Raw genomic sequence first — 19,207 nt, 5'->3', positions numbered from 1 at the left:
TTTTATTTTCTAACTATGAAGTTTACCCGATCGCTCCGGCAAGTAATTCTGTTATTTGTGATTTCCTGTCTGCTAGCAATTGCGATTCCTCCTGGAATTGCTCAGGTTAATCCACCACAAACGGTGCAGCTTGTTCGACAAGCTCGAACTCTGTACCAAGAGGAACGTTTTTCGGAAGCTGTACCTTTGTTGCAGCAAGCGGCGGCGGCCTTTGAGGCAAAAGGCGAAAATCTCGATCGCGCCACGGCTTTGAGTAATTTAGCTGCAACCTACGGGCAGTTGGGGCTTTGGGAAGAAGCAGAAAAAGCTGTAAATTCGAGTTTGTCGGCTGTGCGAACACAAGCCAACACTCCCGAACAGCAGCGGATTTTGGCTGAAACTCTCAACATTCAAGCACAGTTGCAACTTGAACGGGGGCAGACTCAAGATGCGATCGATAACTTGGAGGTAAGCGCTAAAATTCTCGACCAAATTGATAGAAAAAACCAACTTTTTCAAGTTCAAATTAATCAAAGTCGGGCTTGGGAAACTCTCGGACTTTATCCCAGGGCTTGCAAAATGCTGTTAGCTTCTTTCAAGTTGGAAAACCAAACTTGCGAAGTTTCGGCAGCGGGTGTGGAAACTTTGAAAAATCAGCCAGTTTCTCTCGAACAAGTCCGGGCAACTCATGCTTTAGGGCGGGTACTGCGGGTTTTGGGACAACTGGAACGATCGCAGGATGTGCTTTCGGCGGGCCTCGAAGCAGCCCAAAAATTAGGTAGCCGATCAGAGGAGGCTGGAATTTATCTCAATCTGGGCAATACGGTACGGGCTAAAAGCAATAAACCGGGTTTGACACCAGAACAGCGGGCGGATTGGGAACGCTTGGCCCTAGAGTATTATGGTCGATCGATCCAGGCGATGCCGGATCGATCTCTCCTACAAATTCAAGCAAAGTTAAACCAATTGAGTCTTTTGGTCGATCGCGAAGATTGGTCTGAAGCAGAGGCTTTGTGGCGTTCTCTCGAACCTCAAACCGCTCAATTTGGGTCGAACCGCGCCGGACTTTACGCTCAAATTAATCTAGCTCAAAGCTTGATGAAATTAGCTCAGTCGCCTGCGAAAACTTTGAGTTTAAGCGATATTAACACAATGCTCGATCGCTCTGTCGAACGAGCAAACAGTTTGGGCGATAAACGCATACAAGCTTATATTCTGGCAGCCAAAGGCAAACTATCAGAAATCCAACAGCAGTATCAGAAAGCGGAAAATCTCACAACTGAGGCTTTGAGTTTAGCACCGGCGTTTCAATCTCCCGATATTGCTTATCAATTGTTTTGGCAACTGGGACGGATTCGGAAAGCTCAGGGAAATACAGAAGGGGCGATCGCTCAATATACTCAAGCTGTGAATGTACTGTCTTCTTTGCGGGGCGATTTGGTAACAGTCAATCCCGAAGTGCAATTTTCGTTTCGGGAAAGTGCCGAACCGGTTTATCGGGAATTAGTCGGGCTGCTTTTGCAAGAGGAATCTCCCAGTCAAACTAAATTGAAACTAGCGCGCCAAACGGTGGAATCTTTGCAGTTGGCAGAATTGGACAACTTTTTCCGGGATGCTTGTGCTGATGCTAAACCAAAGTCGATCGAGGAAATTGATCCGACTGCGGCGGTGATTTATCCGATTATTTTGAGCGATCGTTTGGAGGTAATTTTGTCAATTCCCGGCAAACCCCTGCGCCGCTACGCTACGAAGAAGTCTCAAGCCGAGTTGGAAACTGCCTTCAGACAAGCCAAAAATACCATCAGGCCTGCTGCTTTCCCCCGCGACAGGAGGCAACCCGTTGAACAGGTTTATGACTGGTTAATCCGCCCCGCAGAGGCGGATTTGACCGCCGCCGGGATTAAAACCCTGGTATTTGTGCTCGACGGTTATTTGCGGAATCTGCCGATGGCTGTGCTGCACGACGGTGAAAAGTTTTTGGTAGAAAAATACAATATTGCTTTGGCGCCGGGATTGCAATTGCTGGCACCGAAACCGCTGAGCAAAGTCAAGTTAAAAGTGCTCACCGCTGGCCTCTCGGAAGCGCGTCAAGGCTTCTCGGCTTTGCCGGGGGTGAAGGAGGAAGTTCAGCAAATTGCAGCCGAGATGCCGGCGAGTTCGCTGCTGAATGAAGATTTTGTCAGCGGGCGATTGCAGGATCGAATTAAAGCGGTATCTTACCCGATCGTCCATTTGGCAACTCACGGTCAGTTTAGCTCGAATGCAGCGGATACTTTTATTGTGACTTGGGATCAGAAAGTGAATGTTAAGGAGTTCGATCGACTGCTGCGAGCCCGCACTGGGGAGAAACAACAGGCGATCGAACTTTTGGTTTTGAGTGCTTGCGAAACTGCTTCGGGCGATAACCGCGCGGCTTTGGGTTTGGCGGGGGCGGCAATTCGATCGGGTGCCCGCAGCACCGCCGCCACCCTTTGGCAAGTCAACGACGAATCTACAGCTATCTTTATGGCTGAGTTTTACAAGCAACTGGCTTCTTCTAAAACCAGCAAAGCTGAAGCCCTCCGCAACGCTCAATTAACGCTGTTGCAAAACCCACAGTATCAGAATCCGTATTTCTGGGCACCTTTCGTGCTGGTGGGCAATTGGCAATGATTTAAGATGGGGCATCGGGAATTGGGCATGGGGCATCGGGCATCGGGCATGGGGCATGGGGCATCGGGCATTGGGCATGGGGCTGGCAGTCAACTGACAACAGTCAACAGTCAACAGTCAACAGACAACAGTCAACAGTCAACTGACAACTGACAACTGTCATTTGCAGTTTGTTTTTTGTTAAAGTTTGTAAACTGTTAAGAGTGCTTTCTGCATCTAATATTTTTTCGAGGAGTCCCATGAAGCAACTTTTGATTGCTGAGCGCTTTTGCCTGATTGCCCACGTCTTGTCAATGGCTTTTGGATTGGCAGGGTTGCTGCTGATTTTACCCCGTCCCGAATTGGTGATGAGTTTGCCACCAGCAGGGCAAACGCTATTCCAGTGGGGGATGGCTGGGGGTGGAGTAGTTTATATCATCTTTGGTGCAGCAGCAGTTGCTCTGTATGCCTTGCGGACATTGGGTTGGGGTGCAACTCTGGCTTTTTTAGTGCCTTCTGTGTTTTTGTCCTTGAGTAGCGAGTTGTTGGGAACGAGTACGGGTTTTCCCTTCGGGCACTACCATTATTTGAGCGGTTTGGGCTACAAAATTGCAGGGCTGGTTCCGTTTACAATTCCCCTCTCGTGGTTTTATCTGGGACTGGTTTCCTATGTAATTGCTCGCGCTGGAGTAGCTGGCGGTAAAGGTGAACTCAATTGGGTGCGCCAAATAGGGGCGATCGCCCTTGGTGCTTTGCTGCTAACAGCTTGGGATTTTGTACTAGATCCGGCGATGAGTCAAACTTCTGTGCCTTTTTGGGAGTTTGAGGAACTTGGCGCTTTCTTTGGGATGCCTTACCGCAATTTGGCTGGCTGGATGGGTACGGGGGCGCTATTTATGTCCTCCGCAGCTTTCTTGTGGAGAAAAACACCGATTAAATTAGAGCGATCGGAATTGGGTTTGCCCTTAATTGTTTATTTGGTAAACTTTGCTTTCGGAGCAATTATCACTGTAGTTTCCTTGGATTCTCGGTTCTGGTTCCCAACATCGCTAGCGGTGCTTCTGGGTGTAGTTCCGGCGATCGCGTTAAGCTGGATCGCTAAACCCGCAACAGGTGACGTAACAGAAACAATGCCGTCTTTGGAGACATCTGTTCTCACGGCCCAAATTCCACCTGAGCCCGTGGGGGTTTTGCGTAAGTGAGTTGCTAGTGAGCAACCCCGGCTGATTTAGCAAAAATTTACACTAAATTTTGAGCTAGTTTAAAAACCCGGTTTCTTGTAGAAACCGGGTTTTTCAATGGCGATTTTTTCATTCCCAATTCCTGTAATATGTTTGAGGTCAAAATTTTATTAAATTTTTAAATTGACACCAACCGTAATTCCCAATTCTTCAATTGAAAATCTAAAATCTAAAATCTAAAATCTAAAATCCCATGATCGCCCCTCACCTGTTCTCCCAACCGCTGACAAGTATCATCGCTGTCGCACTCTTGCTGCTGCAATTGCCCGCTGCAGCCCTTCTGATGTCGCGTTTGATTAAAGGCCCATCGCGCATCCCGCCCCTGGAACCGGATTCGCCGACGCTGGATTTGTTGGGTAGTTGTACTGCGGTGGTACCGACTTTGAACGAAGCCGATCGCATTTCGCCTTGTTTGGAAGGATTAACCAGCCAAAGTTACGAACTCCGAGAAGTAATTGTGGTTGACAGCTATTCGGTAGACGGAACCGGAGATTTAGTCAAAGCAGCAGCACAAAAAGACCCCCGGTTTCGCTTGATTAACGACGATCCGCTGCCGGCGGGTTGGGTAGGGCGTCCCTGGGCGCTGAATGCGGGTTTTTTGGCAAGTTCCGAGAAGTGCGAGTGGATTTTGGGGATAGATGCGGATACTGTGCCGCATCCGGGTTTGATTGCGAGTTTGCTGAAGACGGCGGCGGCTGGAAATTACGATTTGATTTCGCTGTCGCCGCAGTTTATCCTCAAGTATCCGGGGGAGTTGTGGCTGCAACCTGCTTTGTTAATGACTTTGGTTTATCGGTTCGGGCCCACGGGGACTGGCGGGGATGTGCCGGAACGGGTGATGGCGAACGGTCAGTGTTTCTTGTGTAAGCGCGAGGTTTTGGTGGCTTTGGGGGGCTATGAGGTCGCGAGGGGTTCGTTTTGCGATGATGTGACTCTGGCTCGCTATGCGGCTGCTAAGGGCTTTAAGGTGGGCTTTTTGGATGGGGCTAAGGTGTTGAAGGTGCGGATGTATGAGGGGGCGATCGAGACTTGGAATGAATGGGGTCGATCGCTCGATTTGAAAGATGCTGCTTCTGGCGCTCAAATTTGGGGCGATTTGTGGCTGTTGCTGGCGGTTCAAGGTTTGCCGGTGCCGATTGTGTTGTGCTATTTGCTGTTTGGTTCGCTGCCGCCGGTTGGTGTATTTCCGCACTTTTGGCTGTTGGGATTGAATGTATTTTTGGTTGCAGTGCGATCGGCTTTGTGTTTCGCGATCGCACCTTCCTACGATACAAGTCAGGCATCGGGTAAATGGCTGTTTTGGCTGTCACCTTTAGCCGATCCGCTGGCGTTTTTGCGTATTCTAATTTCTGCGTTGAATCAGCCTACTCAGTGGCGCGGCCGAAAGTATGAATAATCGTTAAATTTTTGCTAGACCTTTTAAAATTGGTAGAAGTGCGATCGTCCTTTTGAATCGAATGGGCGATCGTACTTTTCTTGATTTCCTAAATCAACCGGAAATTAGCGGATGTAATCGCATTGGCACTCACTCCAATCATCACACCTAACTCCTCTCCTGTCAAGACATTTTTGATGAGAGTTCCCTGAGTATTTTGAGTGATTGCTAACTGACCAAAACTCAAACCTCCGCTTAATCCAATCAAGTCTTGACCGATGGTAAAATCAGCGATGATATCAAATCCTTGACCAGTTGTTAAGGCAAAGATATCGTTGCCGCTACCGCCAATCAAACTATCATTCCCCACGCCTCCATCAAGCAAATCGGATCCTTTGCCACCAGTGAGAGTATCGTTATCTAGGCCTCCGTAAAGAGTATCATTTCCTTCGCACCCTCCGAGAATATCTGCTCCGGCGTCACCGTTGATTAAGTCATTGCCTTCACCGCCGCAGAGGGTATCCGAACCTAACTGTCCAAACAGATTGTCATCACCTTGACTACCAAGGATGATGTCGTCACCTTTGCCTCCATATAAAACGTCATTATCCTTGCCACCATCGATGAAGTCATCATCTTTGTTGCCATAAATGATGTCATTGCCTTCGCGGCCATGTAACAAGTCATTACCTTTGCCTCCGAAGATTAAATCGTTGCCCAATTCGCCAAGAACGATGTCGTTTCCTCCATCTCCATAGAGGATGTCGTCACCTTTGCCTCCGATGATGAAGTCATTGCCTTGGTTGCCATTAAAGATGTCGTTGCTGGCACCACCATATAAGTTGTCATCCCCGGATTTGCCATCGAATATATTGCCGTTGTTAGTGCCGAGAAATTCATCGTTTTGGGCAGTGCCTATTTGAATTCCCGATACACCAAGTATGGTGTTCTCAACTGCATTGGGTTGGTTTAAGTTGGGATAGGCAATGTCATCGCAGATGCAGTCGTCATTGGGGATGTTGTTGGTTGTTGGTGTTGGCGTTACCGATGGTGTATCGGTTCCCGTTGGTGTTGGTGTTCGCGATGGTGTATCGGTTCCCGTTGGTGTATCGGTTCCCGTTGGTGTATCGGTTCCCGATGGTGTATCGGTTCCCGTTGGTGTATCGGTTCCCGTTGGAGTGGGTGTTCCCGATGGTGTATCGGTTCCCGTTGGAGTGGGTGTTCCCGATGGTGTCGGTGTTACCGATGGTGTAGGTGTTCCCGTTGGTGTCGGTGTTGCTGTGGAATTACTAAAGAGAATGATGTCGCTTGGTGAGAGAGAATTGGCTTTGATAGAGATAGTTTGACCATTCCCTAAGTTTAAGACTAAACCCGAAGGGGTAGATTGTAATGCTGCGAGCACTTGTTCCGGTGAGGTGAAACCGAAGGCAACATCAAGTTGTAATTTATCTTCTCCAGGGGTGAAGTCTAAAATTAGGTTTTGTCCGCCGAAAGTACCAGGAAGGGAATTAAAGATAAAGGTGTCATTGCCAACTCCCCCGGTGAAGGTGTTGTTGCCAACTCCGCCATTGAGGGTGTCATTGCCAGCGCCACCATCAAGGATGTCATCACCATCGCTACCGCTAATATTGTCTGGGTTGCTTGTACCGATGAAGTTGTCGTTAAAGCGACTGCCAATGATAGTGACAGGTTGAGTGATGTTGCTGAAGCTTTGAGTAACGCTGTTGGGGGACGACGAATAATCGAAGAAGTTGGTTGGAGTGGGCGTTCCGGTTGGTGTCGGTGTTCCCGTTGGTGTGGGTGTTCCCGTTGGTGTCGGTGTTCCCGATGGTGTATCTGTTCCCGTTGGTGTGGGTGTTCCCGATGGTGTCGGTGTTCCCGTGGGTGTTCCCGCTGTGCCCGTTGGTGTCGGTGTTCCCGTTGGTGTATCTGTTCCCGTTGGCGTGGGTGTTCCTGATGGTGTTCCCGTTGGTGTCGGTGTTCCCGTTGGTGTATCTGTACCCGTTGGTGTCGGTGTTCCCGTTGGTGTCGGTGTGCCCGTTGGTGTATCTGTACCCGTTGGTGTATCTGTACCCGTTGGTGTCGGTGTTCCCGTTGGTGTCGGTGTGCCCGTTGGTGTTCCCGCTGTGCCCGTTGGTGTATCTGTTCCCGATGGTGTATCTGTTCCCGTTGGTGTTCCCGCTGTACCCGTTGGTGTATCTGTACCCGTTGGTGTTCCCGCTGTGCCCGTTGGTGTCGGTGTTCCCGATGGTGTATCTGTGCCCGTTGGTGTTCCCGCTGTACCCGTTGGTGTTCCCGCTGTGCCCGTTGGTGTTCCCGCTGTGCCCGTTGGTGTTCCCGCTGTGCCCGTTGGTGTTCCCGCTGTGCCCGATGGTGTATCTATGCCCGTTGGTGTTCCCGCTGTGCCAGTTGGTGTTCCCGCTGTGCCCGTTGGTGTTCCCGCTGTGCCCGTTGGTGTTCCCGCTGTGCCCGTTGGTGTATCTGTGCCCGATGGCGGGGTTGTCGCAACCGGTGCCGCAACATTAACGTTAAAAGTCCCTAAACTACCAGCAACAGCAAGATTGCCAAGTGCATCTTTAACCTGACTTCCTTGCAAGTTAACAGTGTAAGTTCCATTATCAGTATTATCCCAACTTCCGCCAGGGGGAACAAAGGAATAAGTCGCTGTCCGAGGCGTACCATTACTATTATTATCGACGCTGACAAAAGTAGCAGGAATAGCGCCACCTGACCAATTTATCAAAACATCAGAACTATCCAAGCTTGAAACATCGAGAACATTATTATCGCTGAAAGTGACAGTCAAAGTTTGACTGGTTCCGCCCGCTGTAGTCACATCCGCAACAGCATTTAAACTGCCAGTGGGCGGTGTTTTGTCAATGTCGTAAACTTGTCCCGTTAAGTTACCATTGCCAGCCGTTGCACCGCCTAATGCCACTCCCAAGCTGTTTTTGATGCTGTCATCATCAACTAAATTTAACCCAATTTTACCGCTGCCCGTACCTGTGTTAACTTGCAGTTGGTAAGTCTTAGCATCAACAGGAGTTAAAGTGCCAATGGATGCACCAGTTACACCATTTGGGACTAAAGTAAAGTCAGAAACGTCAACGCCTGTAACATCTTCAGAGAATTTAATCTCGTAGGTGGCGGTAGCCGCAGCAGTGGGAGATGTCGCAAGGCGGTTGATAGATGTAACTGTGGGAAAGGTGTTGTTATAAGCAACGGTATTATCTGTACTTGTACTGGCAGTGTTGTTATTACCTGCTGTATCAGTAACGCCGTTAGCTTTGATGCTGGCAATTACATTACCTCCCCCTGTCATGCCGTTGACTTCGACGCTGTAAACAGTGCCACTACCTCTGATGGTTGGTATTAATGTTCCCGCTGCTGTACTTGCAGTTAAGTCAATATCAGCCGGATCGAAACCAGTGACAGGTTCGCTGAAAGTGACAGTATAGTTGATAGGTGAAGTTGCAGTCGGATCTGTTTGCTCTGTAGCTCGATCGATAGTAACAGTTGGGGCAATGTTGTCGTAGGTAACTATATTATCGGTACTGGTACTAGCAGTATTGGTATTACCCGCAATGTCAGTGACACCGCCTGCTTTTACTATGCCGATCGCACTTCCCACAGCAGTCATACCGCTAACTGCTACATTATAATTAGCACCGCTACCCGTTACCGTTGCTGTAGTTGCACCAGCCGTGCCACTTAAGTCAATATCAGCCGCATCGAAACCAGTGACTGGTTCGCTGAAAGTGACAGTATAGTTGATAGGTGATGTTGATGTTGGATCTGTTTGCCCTGTAGCTTGATTGATAGTAACAGTTGGGGCAACACCATCAACTAATACACCCGTTGTTGCACTGACTCCATTTAAAGTCAGGGTGGCATTATTATTAGTAGCATCTCGAATCGTCGCGCCGCCTGTGAGTGCTAAGTTAGCGCCTACAGTGATGCCATCGCTGTCAACGTTGCCTGATGCTACGGTGTAACGGAAAGTTTGGGTACGTGATAACGCACCGGTGCCCGTGAGGGTGGCATTGACAGTACCTCCAGTGTCGAGAGTGATGGGGAGGTTGGCGCTACCAGTACCGGGGGTGATGGTGACGGGTTCGCTAAATGTTGCCGTGAAGTCGAGGTTTCCGCCAATGCCGTAAGTATTGGCGGGTACGGTGACGCTGGTAATGGTAGGGATGCCGTCGAGGGTTTGCGTGCCGCCTGCGGTGGGAGTTCCGGTTTTGTTGCCTGTGGCGAAGGTGAAGTTAGCGAGGGTAGGTGCGTCGATATTGATGGTTTTGCCTTCGGTGGCACCTGTGGCAATGTCAGAAGTTAGGAATAAGTAGCCTGTGGTGCCGGTGTTGATGGTTTGGGTGAGACCGGTAAAGTTCAGGGGACTGCCGGAGGCGACTGGGGGTTGGGTGCTGAGGGTGGTATCTCCCGCCTCTAAAACGTTGTCGGTGGAGTAGATGAGTTTGAAACCGCTGATGTCTGGGGTGGTGTAAGTGCCGATGGGAGTCAGGGTAACGCCTGTGAGTTGGGCGTTAAGGGTGGTAACGGCTAAGTCGATTTCGTATAGTTTTTGGTTGGTTGTGCCTGCTAGTAAGGTAGTAGCAGCGACGGCGGGAGTGGTGACAGCGATATCTGGTGTGGGTGCCGCGGCAATAGTCCCGAAAACGTCGTTATTATCCTGGTTGGTGCCGACACCACCGCTGGGAGTGTTAGCACCGACGGGGAAACCAATTTGGTTGGCGGCGATGTTGCCGGTGAAGGTGGCTCCCAATGTGGTGACGGTAGGGAGTGCGGTGGGCATTCCTTGGTTGTTGCGGTTGATGTTAGTGAGGGACTGCATGGCGAAAATTGCCCCACCTTTGCCTTGACCAGGGTTGCTACCCGTGCCGCCTGTAGCAGTGTTGTCGGTAAATGTGGTGCTGTTAAGGATGAGAGTACCTTGACGGATGAATACTGCACCCCCCATGCCAGCCCCGCCGCCGCGGCCGCGGCCGCCGAAGCTGCCGCTGCCGCTGCCGCCGAAGCTGCCGCCGCGGCCGCCGAAGCCGTTGCCGCCGCCGCCGCCGTAACCGCCGTTGCCGCCGTTGCTGGTGTAACCGCCGTTGTCGCCGATGTTGCCGCCGCCGCCACCGCCGCCGCCGAAGCCGCCGAAGCCGCCGATGCCGCGGCCGTTGTAGTCGCCGCCGATGCCGCCGAAGCCGCCGCCACCGCCGCCGCCGAAGCCGCCGCCACCGCCGCCGCCGTTGCCGCCGAAGGTGCCGCCGTTGCCGCCGATGCCGACACCGCCGTTGCCACCGAAGCCGCCGTTGCCACCGTAGCCGTTGCCGCCCCTGCCGAAGTCGGCGTTGCCGCCAATCTGGTCGGCACCATTATTAGCCGGATTGAGAGGCACAAAATTAGCACTGCCACCACCGCCACCTCTGATACCATTTCCGCCAATGGCAGAGTTATTAGAAAAGGTGACAGAATTCAGGCTGACTGTGCCGTTATAAACAAACAAGCCACCCCCCATACCTGCGCCTCCACCACTACCATCTCCGCCCTGGGCACGCCCCCCCCTCATAGTCATGTTGCTGAAACTGACGGTTCCAGACTTCACAAAGAAGAGGCGAACGTCACCCGTATCATTAATGCCACTGTTATTGGCATCTCCGCTGACAATGAAACCGCCACCAATAAAAGCAATATTGCTGTCGATTAGCTGATTCGGAGTTTGTGTAAACCTGACATTTGTGGCGAGGGTAATGGTGTCATCCCCTAGTGTGGTATTCGCATCTAAAATTGCTTTGCTCAATGTGCCTGCTACAGTGCCAGTGCCATCATCGGTTGCCTCTGTGACATTAAAAGTCGCCAGTGTATAGTCATAATCTTCCATCGCCTGCCGATTAAACGGCACGGCGGATTCAATCTGACCCGTTACTATTTCTAAATCCCAGTCGCCGCCTTTAGCTGCATTTCCGGTTAAGTCGTTAGAGGCTGCGACATCTGCACCTGTGAGTTCACTCAACCGCTTGACAAAATTATTGCCAGTTTCTGTGGCGGCTACATCGCATCCATAAAGTAGGATATCTCCGTTCTCTGTCAGAGCATTTCCCCACTGTTTTAGCTGAGTGTTGAAATTTTCGAGCTCATTCCCATTGAGTACGTCTGCACCGAGTTTTAAACTGCCTTGGTTGCCGTGAGAAACTACATGAACAGCTTCAATGCCACTTTCACTAGCCAGTGCTTGGGTAATTTGTTCAATGCCACTACGCTTGTCATCTAAAATGACTATTTTGGCGTTAGCATCTGCCCCCTCTATCAAGTTTTGATAATTCTGTACAGAAGAGTCAACGAAAATAATTTGCTTGTTGGCGGTTGATGAGTTCATAATTCCTGCTATCCTTTATATCTATCGTTTACATTCAAGTCCGGCAGGGGTTGAAACCCCCGCCTCAAAGCTTAATCTCAAATCCGGTGCCATTGGAATTGATATTACCCACAGTCAGGACACGGCACCGTGCCAATTGGTGTCAACTTAAGCTGTGTTCCCGCCAATTCAGCTAGTAAACCCGCCAGTCCGCCAGGGAATGAATTCCCTGTCTCATAGCTCAAGTCCTCTTAAGAGGACTAATGAGTTTTTCAGTCCTCATAGCGAGGACTTTCGCTTTGAGGCAGGGGTTTCAACCCCTGCCGGACTGTGGCTTCGCTACAATCGCACTAGCACGACTATTTGTTGAATCTGTCCAAAAAGATAAGCCATCAAATCGCTCAAACAAGTCGGGGGGTAAAATTGTTTTTCTCGGTTTAAACTCGACTTGAGAACGCACTTGATGTAACCCTTGTGTTTTCAGCTTATTATCAAATTCTGGCTCGTGATATTGAACATTCTCGAAATCATGCTCAAAATACTCTTCCCCAAGAAATTGATAAATCAGCGACATTGTTTTAGCCGGCTTTATGGTTAATAGGTCGTAATCTACCAGTAGAAGAGATGCACTCTGTTCGCTATAAAATGCTTCTTTAAGAGCGTTATAAGCATAACCAACTAAACGCGAACCTTGACTTAATGCTTCGGTACGGCTATAAACTGTAGCCCGTTCCGCTGGATTATTAAATAACCTCGAAACATCAAAGGCGTTGCGGCGAATCAGTAGCTCAATGCTGTCCATAATCCAACCGATGTTTCTGACGCAGCAGATGACTTTTGCTTCAGGAAATAGTTCCAGAATTAATGGCAACTTGCTGCACCAAAGACGATTTGTGTCGAATATCACTTCTTTTTCAGCTTGCGGGTGGTAATAAGCTGAAAAGATGCTCATAATCAGTGCCCGTTTTTGTTCAGAGGAAATAAATACGGAAAACTCATTATCTTCGCTCATGGCTTCCAACATTCTCTCCACTAATCCCCCGACTGGGCTAGTCATAGCAGCGTGAAAGCGGGGATTTTGTCGTAGTAGTGCAGCCAGTAAAGTAGAGCCTGAGCGGGGTAGTCCTGATATGAAGTGGGCTTTCACTGGCCTCGTGGGGGAATGGGTTTCTATAACATTAGATGCAACTTAAATCTATCATACCACAGATATATCTTTTATACCATATTTTTATTTAACACTTCGCAACACAACATCCAGGTTTACGATATCTTTACAATCTAGACATCGTGGGTTGGCTTTCCCCTATCTCTATCGTTGCTTAGGGCCCCTGCCTCTGTAAAGTCGGAAAAGTCGGATCATAAAGTCGGAAAAGTCGGATCTTTGCCATGAGGACAGAATTACTTGGGAATTTTAATCGCAGATGGTGGCGGATGTACGCTGATAGACCCAGATGAATGTTGATTTGGGTCAAGTACGATGGATAAAACCCGCAAGGCGAGGAAATTACGATCGCCCTACATTTGGGATATATTAAAGATATGCCTCCAGATTCTATGAATAACGAACAAGCCACTTTTAATACAACCCACGAACACGAAATTTTTGGCGATCGCGATTTTCCATCTTGGTTAACCCAACAACAAATCAGCCTCGCTTGCACCACCTATCAAACCAGCAGGTTAATGTTAATCGGTGCTGTGCCAGAAACTAACAGAATCTCGGCTTTTTGGCGAATATTCGATCGCGTAATGGGGCTTTACTGCACGCCGGAACGCCTTTATTTAAGTTCCAAATATCAACTCTGGCAATTAGATAATGTCTTAGAATCCGGGAAATTATACCAAGGATACGATAAATTATATATACCAAGAATCGGTTATACTACAGGCGATATCGACATTCACGATATAGCAGTCGATAAAAATAATCAAATCATTTTTATTAGCACTTTGTTTAATTGTATCGCTACTTTGAGCGATCGCCACAGTTGCAAACCTCTCTGGAAACCCGGTTTTATCTCACAATATATAAATGAAGACCGCTGTCACCTCAACGGTTTGGCAATGGTAGCTGGGGAGGCGAAATATGTCACAGCGTCGAGTCAGTCGGATGTGGTGGATGGCTGGCGCGATCGCAGAAAAAATGGCGGTATAGTTATTGATATTGAATCTAATGATATTATCGTCACAGGATTGTCAATGCCACACTCACCGCGCTGGTATCGAGATAAGTTGTGGTTGTTGAATTCGGGGAGAGGAGAATTCGGTTATGTGGATTTAGATACAGGGAAATTTGAGGCAATTACGTTTTGTCCGGGATATGTCCGAGGACTAGCTTTTTGGCAAAATTGGGCAATTGTTGGACTCTCGAAACCTCGGGGAGGTGACAACACTTTTAGCGGTTTAGAATTGGATGACTTGTTAGCAGCCAAGGATGCTGAGGCTCGCTGTGGTATGATGGTGATTGATTTGACTACTGGGGCGATCGTTCACTGGTTGCGGTTTGAAGGAATTGTCACGGAACTCTATGATGTGCAAGTGATTCCGACAGTGCAAAAGCCGATGGCGTTGGGTTTTCAAACGGATGAAATTGCTCAGTTAATTACTTTGGAACTTTAACCGCAGATGGTGGCGGATGTACGCGGATGGGCGCAGATACAGCAGATTCCACGTTTATGAAGCACACCCCGGAAGTGCGATCGCCCTAGGGAAACGGCATTACCCAAAGCGTGTCAACTTAAGCTTTTAGTCCACCACTCCTCCCCCCCACCCGCTATTCCGCCAGAGGTTGAAACCCCTGTCTAATAGCTAAAGTCCTCTAAAAGAGGACTCAACAACTCATCAGTCCTCTTTTAGAGGACTTGCGCTTTGAGGCAGGGGTTTCAACCCCTGCCGGACTGTCGGTTTGATGTTAAAATGTTTACAGGATATACCCACGCGGTGTGAGAGAAAGTATTTAAGCGGGATTTGGTATTACTCAAAAATTGCCCCATCTAACCTTGTTTTTCTTAAGTCTGTTCTCGCTAAATTTGCACCTCTTAAGTCAGCACCTGTTAAGCAAACATTGCTTAAATCTGCATAACTCAAATCAGCACCTTTGAGATTAGCATCTGATAAATTTGCTCCTGATAAATTCGCCCTCACAAGTTGCGATTTACTCAAATTGCTGCCACTCAAATTTGCTGCTGGCATCTGTACCGCCATTAAGTTGGCTTTGCTTAAATTAGTGCCGCTGAGGTTAGCCAAATTTAATTTAGCATAACTCAAATCAATGTTTTCCAAGCAAAGTTCGCTCAATTGCGCGCATCGCAAGTTAGCATTAATAAAAAACCTGTCTCCAATTCCATAACGGCGCAGCAATTCGTCAACTTCCAGCCGAATTAAAACCGGTTCGCAAGTATTTTGGTAGCACCACGATGTCTCCAGCAAACGGGCGGCTGCTTCAATTGCTACCTTGTCGCATTTAGTGAGCACCAAGCTATTGCACCCATCCCACTCACCGTTGAGCATGAATGCCATCTCAGAAGCTGCTACAATTGAGTCGCATAACAAAACGGTTTCTGGTTTGGGTTGCAGCCAGTTCATTAAGGCGATCGAGCTGTTGTTTTTCACTGTAGATTCAGGATTTGTGCGTCTTTCTTAATTATAGGTAAAAATATTGAAAACATTATGCACAAATTCGCTGCGGCTTCAGAGAATGAATTAATTGTGTTTGGGGCAGCCAGACCAGGATACCGCGATGCAGAAGTTGCTCGCTGGATTGAATTTATGCAGGGGCATAATATCCAGCAAGTTTGCTGCTTGCTCGCTCAGACGCAACTCATCCGCTACAGTGATTTACTGGGAACATATCGGAAAATATTTGGGTGCGATCGAGTTTGCTGGGCGCCGATCGCAGACTTTGAATTGGTCGATCGCGATATTTTAATCGATCAAATATTGCCGTTCTTGGAATCTGCAAATAACAAAGGCGAACGGGTGGTAGTTCACTGTTCTGGGGGGATCGGACGTACAGGACAGGTTTTGGCTGCTTGGTTGGTCAGCGGGCGGGGATTGTCTAACAAACAGGCGATCGCAGCCGTAAAAAAAACTGGCAGAAATCCCTATGAAGCAGCAATCGCAGCTTGTTTGAAAGGTCGAAACCCCTGGCTAGTCGTTGAAAAACTTAATGCTCTCTTAGATGATAGTCGCCTTGCTGGAAGAAATGACATATAGCACGATAGCAACTATATATATAGCAATCCTAAATCATTTGTGAATTTCTTACTCCCTCCCCTTAGTAAGGGGAGGGTTGGGGTGGGGTAAAAAGTTTACGACACCTGCAAGGATTGCTATATGGGCCAATTGCGTAAGCTCTAAAAGATTTAAAAGACTCGGCTTCCTACGATCGAACTCAGGCATCGAATAAATGGGTTTTTTGGCTGTCACCGTTAGCCGATCCGCTGGCGTTTTTGCGAGTATTACAGAACAAATAACGCACTTACAGCAGCCCAAGCTCCTTGAAGCAACGGCGCGTTAACTCGATTCTTGCAGATCCGTCATTATTGTTGCGGATGTCAATGTTCGTAGCAAAAAAGTAAACATCTTTATCCTTTTCTAAATAACCTACATACCAACCAATTTGAGGCTTTGTTTGTTCTCCAAAATTTGCCCAGCCTGTTTTGGCTCTAATTGTGTAATCGGGAGTTTGTTCAACAATTATGATGTCTTTCACCAGAGACAGCGATCGCTCAGAAAAGGGTAAGTCGTTTTTGTAGAGACGGCGGAGAAATTGAATTTGCTCGTTGGGTGTGATTCGCAGTTCTCCCTCTAACCAGAATTTGTCAATATCGTCTTTGTTACCGATTTTTTGGTTGCCATAACCGACTTTAGCTACCCATTTTTGCATTTGCTCGTGTCCGACTCGGCGGGCGAGAACTTGGTAAAACCAAACGGCGGAAAGTTTCATGGCTTCTTTCATATTCAAGTCTCGATTCCATGCGGGAATTTGCCTTTGAGTTCCATCCCAAGTTAGCACGGCAAGCTCATCTGAAATTACTCCGGTTTCTAAGGAAATCAGAGAGTTGAGAATCTTAAATGTAGATGCGGGTAAAAAAGCTGTAGCGTTACGCTGCGGGTTGTGTTGATAAAGCCGATCGCTGTTCAAATCGTAAATCGCGATCGAGCCTTCAACTCCTAATTCTTGAAAGTGCCGTCCAAAATTCATTGTCTGAGCCAAATTTCCTCCGCGTCGTGGAGATTCTTGCACAGGAGGTGGCACGGTTAAGGCTGATTGCGGTGGCTGAACTAAAACAGAAGTAATGCAGCCTAATACAATTAAAATAAGAGCGATCGCACGAGATATTCTGTTCATAAACTTCGATAATTTAGCCAAATCACAGGCAGTAAGCTGTGGAGCATTTAAACCAGTAACGAGGCGAGTAGGGTGCGTCAGCTAGAACCCTTACGCTGAAAAGGAAAACCTTAGATGCTGACGCACCTTACGCAAGTCCTTTAAATGCCGAACAGCTTAATGTCACAGGCGCGATCGACTTGTAAGGTGGGCCTGACTTACGCTGTGTAAGAAACAATTAGGGTTAGCCCTTGACGCACCCTACTATAGCAATCCTAAATGATTCCGATAAATTTGTAGGGGTAGTGCTACCCCTACTCCCCGTGCCTACCCCCTATCTATCGGGCAACCACGGGGGGATTGCCCCTACAATAATTATGATAATGATTTAGGATTGCTATATATATAGCTGTCAATTGCGTAATTTCTCACCTACAAAACTGCCATAATAGTTAACGCGACCAAACAGCTTAACTGAATTACTAAGCTGAATAACCGAAACTTTGGATCGAGGCCCGCGATGTGAATCACTGAATGTACAAGCCGAAATAGGATGTACACAACAATCAGCAAATCTACTGCTGTTCCTGAAACACCCCTAACGGTTAGAAGGAAAACAACTCCCAAATACAAAGGCAGGTTTTCTATCAAGTTGGATTGTACTCGAAATAGTCGCCAAAGCAAGCTGTCGTCGTTTGGTGTGCTGAAATCTTTGACTGATCCGCCCGCAGATAGATGCCGAATCCTGACTGTTAGCAGCAGGATAACAACTGCGATCGTCCACAGGATGAAAATTGCTAAACCCCAGAGGGGGACGGTCATATTTGTCTGTTCCATTTGCATCATATTTCTACCTTGCTCCACTGCAGCTAATATTATGTGCGGTCAATTACAGTAATAAAAAACGGATATGTGTCCGCGAAAGTCCGCACTCCGGCTGCGGACTTTCGTGAGCAAGCGCGATCGCATCTGATTGCGGTTAATCGATCGGACACGATCTAACACTTTAGAAAAGTTTCCCGTCAGTACAATGGTTCTGGCGTTCTCATCTTTAGCTAAAATGAGTAAATCTAAAATCTAAAATCTAAAATCTAAAATCGGCTTGACGATCGCACCATTGTATCGAGCAAGTGTTCGATCGCACCCGGTAGATTCTGGCAAAAACCAGTGTGTACCCGCGATGTCTGAACGATCGTGCTGCGGGGTGCTACGAGCCAGTGAAAGCGCTCTCTGTGGGGAAGTTGACCGATCGCGCCAGATTCGGAGCCGCCTGCACAAATGATGGGAATGACTGCTAGGTGATTGCGAATCATTTCCAGATCCAACGTTGAGTCGATCGCCATCAAGCGCTGTTCATCAATTTCGATGCGGGCTTCGAGGAATTTTTTCGTACCGCAGGAAACGATCGCCCCCACGTTGATAAACTCTTCGCGCTCAACTTTGGGAACGACGCGGATAATGGCATAATCATAAAGAAATCGATCGGGCACTAATCGCTTCCTCCAAAAAAATATGTGGTGATTCTAGCCGATTTAGCAGGTACTCGATATAAGCATTTCGATGTTCGTTGCTATCGCTGAAAGGAGAATCTCCCACCAGCCAAGCATCAGGAATTAGTTTAACAATGTTGCGAATGATCTCCGGGGTTAGCGTTTGAGTCATCTTTGAATTTGCCGCTTCCAGCGTGCTGGCAAAACGCAGCAGAACGTGGTCTTTGATTGGGGGAAAACGATCGCGGCTGCGCGAGAGATAATCTTTCCAGGTGTGGTGGAAGTAGAGGGCTGCACCGTGATCGATCAGCCAAAGCCGGCGGTGCCATACCAGCATATTTGCATTGCGCGATGTGCGATCGATGTTGGTCACGAAAGCATCGAACCAGACGATTTCTGAGGCCAGATCCGCATCGGACTTCCCCGCTATCGGGTCAAATGTGATGGAACCGGGGAGATAGTCGAGGGCGAGGTTGAGGCCAGCACTTGCTCGGATCAAATCTTGAATTTCCGGGTCAGGCTCAGTGCGAGCCAGTTCGGGATCGAGTTCAACAAAGACGAGTTCGGGGATTGGGAGCCCGGAGGCGCGAGCAATCTCTCCCGCCACTAGCTCGGCTATCAGAGATTTGGCTCCCTGGCCCGCACCGCGAAATTTGAGCACGTACATACCATCATCATCTGCTTCGACGATCGCCGGCAGCGACCCGCCCTCGCGCAAAGGAGCAATTGCTAGGATGATATTTTCCTAGACTTGTAGGTAATACTCACGACAATTGGTGTACACTGAAGTAGCCT

Annotated in this window: 13 protein-coding genes; 6 read left to right on the top strand and 7 right to left on the bottom strand. The window is 48.5% G+C overall.

The genetic code is table 11. The features are described from left to right. Window positions 1–15 precede the first annotated feature (15 nt). The 4 genes from QUA00_RS29445 (at window position 16) to cruG (ending at window position 5,247) form a co-directional block, all read left to right on the top strand. Window positions 16–2,631 carry a CHAT domain-containing protein gene (locus tag QUA00_RS29445; protein WP_333412058.1) on the top strand — a complete coding sequence of 872 codons (2,616 nt, stop codon included), beginning with the start codon at window positions 16–18 and terminating at the stop codon, window positions 2,629–2,631. A 6-nt stretch (window positions 2,632–2,637) separates the two neighbouring features. Continuing rightward, entirely contained in the window at window positions 2,638–2,784 is a 147-nt protein-coding gene (locus tag QUA00_RS29440) for a hypothetical protein (protein ID WP_333412057.1), read from the top strand. Between the two features lie 86 nt (window positions 2,785–2,870). Beyond that, a complete protein-coding gene (cruF, locus tag QUA00_RS29435; RefSeq protein WP_333200951.1) occupies window positions 2,871–3,812 on the top strand; it encodes a gamma-carotene 1'-hydroxylase CruF in 942 nt (313 codons plus the stop codon). Between the two features lie 232 nt (window positions 3,813–4,044). Beyond that, on the top strand, window positions 4,045–5,247 hold the full coding sequence (cruG, locus tag QUA00_RS29430) for a 2'-O-glycosyltransferase CruG (RefSeq protein WP_333147835.1): 1,203 nt from the start codon (window positions 4,045–4,047) through the stop codon (window positions 5,245–5,247). 88 nt (window positions 5,248–5,335) lie between these two features. Here the strand turns inward: cruG and QUA00_RS29425 are convergent, their stop codons facing one another. Continuing rightward, window positions 5,336–11,608: a DUF4347 domain-containing protein gene (locus QUA00_RS29425; protein ID WP_333412056.1), complete on the bottom strand. Its 6,273-nt coding sequence runs from the start codon at window positions 11,606–11,608 to the stop codon at window positions 5,336–5,338. Window positions 11,609–11,900: 292 nt separating this feature from the next. Next, window positions 11,901–12,734 carry a sulfotransferase gene (locus tag QUA00_RS29420; protein WP_333412055.1) on the bottom strand — a complete coding sequence of 278 codons (834 nt, stop codon included), beginning with the start codon at window positions 12,732–12,734 and terminating at the stop codon, window positions 11,901–11,903. A 410-nt stretch (window positions 12,735–13,144) separates the two neighbouring features. On the opposite strand from QUA00_RS29420, the gene QUA00_RS29415 reads away from it, so the two are divergent. Then, window positions 13,145–14,209 carry a TIGR03032 family protein gene (locus tag QUA00_RS29415; protein ID WP_333308985.1) on the top strand — a complete coding sequence of 355 codons (1,065 nt, stop codon included), beginning with the start codon at window positions 13,145–13,147 and terminating at the stop codon, window positions 14,207–14,209. Window positions 14,210–14,563: 354 nt separating this feature from the next. Here QUA00_RS29415 and QUA00_RS29410 read toward each other — a convergent pair whose 3' ends face one another. Then, window positions 14,564–15,202 (bottom strand): pentapeptide repeat-containing protein, encoded by a 639-nt coding sequence (locus QUA00_RS29410; RefSeq protein WP_333308987.1) that lies wholly within the window; start codon window positions 15,200–15,202, stop codon window positions 14,564–14,566. A gap of 57 nt (window positions 15,203–15,259) precedes the next feature. Between QUA00_RS29410 and QUA00_RS29405 the strand changes: the two genes are divergently transcribed. Beyond that, window positions 15,260–15,805: a dual specificity protein phosphatase family protein gene (locus QUA00_RS29405; RefSeq protein ID WP_333412054.1), complete on the top strand. Its 546-nt coding sequence runs from the start codon at window positions 15,260–15,262 to the stop codon at window positions 15,803–15,805. 265 nt (window positions 15,806–16,070) lie between these two features. Here the strand turns inward: QUA00_RS29405 and blaOXA are convergent, their stop codons facing one another. From blaOXA to QUA00_RS29385, 4 genes are all read right to left on the bottom strand, one after another. After that, entirely contained in the window at window positions 16,071–16,943 is an 873-nt protein-coding gene (blaOXA, locus tag QUA00_RS29400; protein WP_333412053.1) for a class D beta-lactamase, read from the bottom strand. Between the two features lie 411 nt (window positions 16,944–17,354). Further along, window positions 17,355–17,768 (bottom strand): MAPEG family protein, encoded by a 414-nt coding sequence (locus tag QUA00_RS29395; protein ID WP_333412052.1) that lies wholly within the window; start codon window positions 17,766–17,768, stop codon window positions 17,355–17,357. A gap of 245 nt (window positions 17,769–18,013) precedes the next feature. Next, entirely contained in the window at window positions 18,014–18,412 is a 399-nt protein-coding gene (locus QUA00_RS29390; RefSeq protein ID WP_333412051.1) for a DUF3037 domain-containing protein, read from the bottom strand. Next, a complete protein-coding gene (locus QUA00_RS29385; protein WP_333412050.1) occupies window positions 18,390–19,130 on the bottom strand; it encodes a HipA family kinase in 741 nt (246 codons plus the stop codon). Before QUA00_RS29385 ends, QUA00_RS29390 begins: the two co-directional genes overlap by 23 nt. Between the last annotated feature and the right edge of the window lie 77 nt (window positions 19,131–19,207).

It is taken from the genome of Microcoleus sp. T2B6 (assembly GCF_036700475.1).
Taxonomy (GTDB): domain Bacteria; phylum Cyanobacteriota; class Cyanobacteriia; order Cyanobacteriales; family Microcoleaceae; genus Microcoleus.
This window is presented reverse-complemented; position numbering and strand designations above follow the sequence as displayed.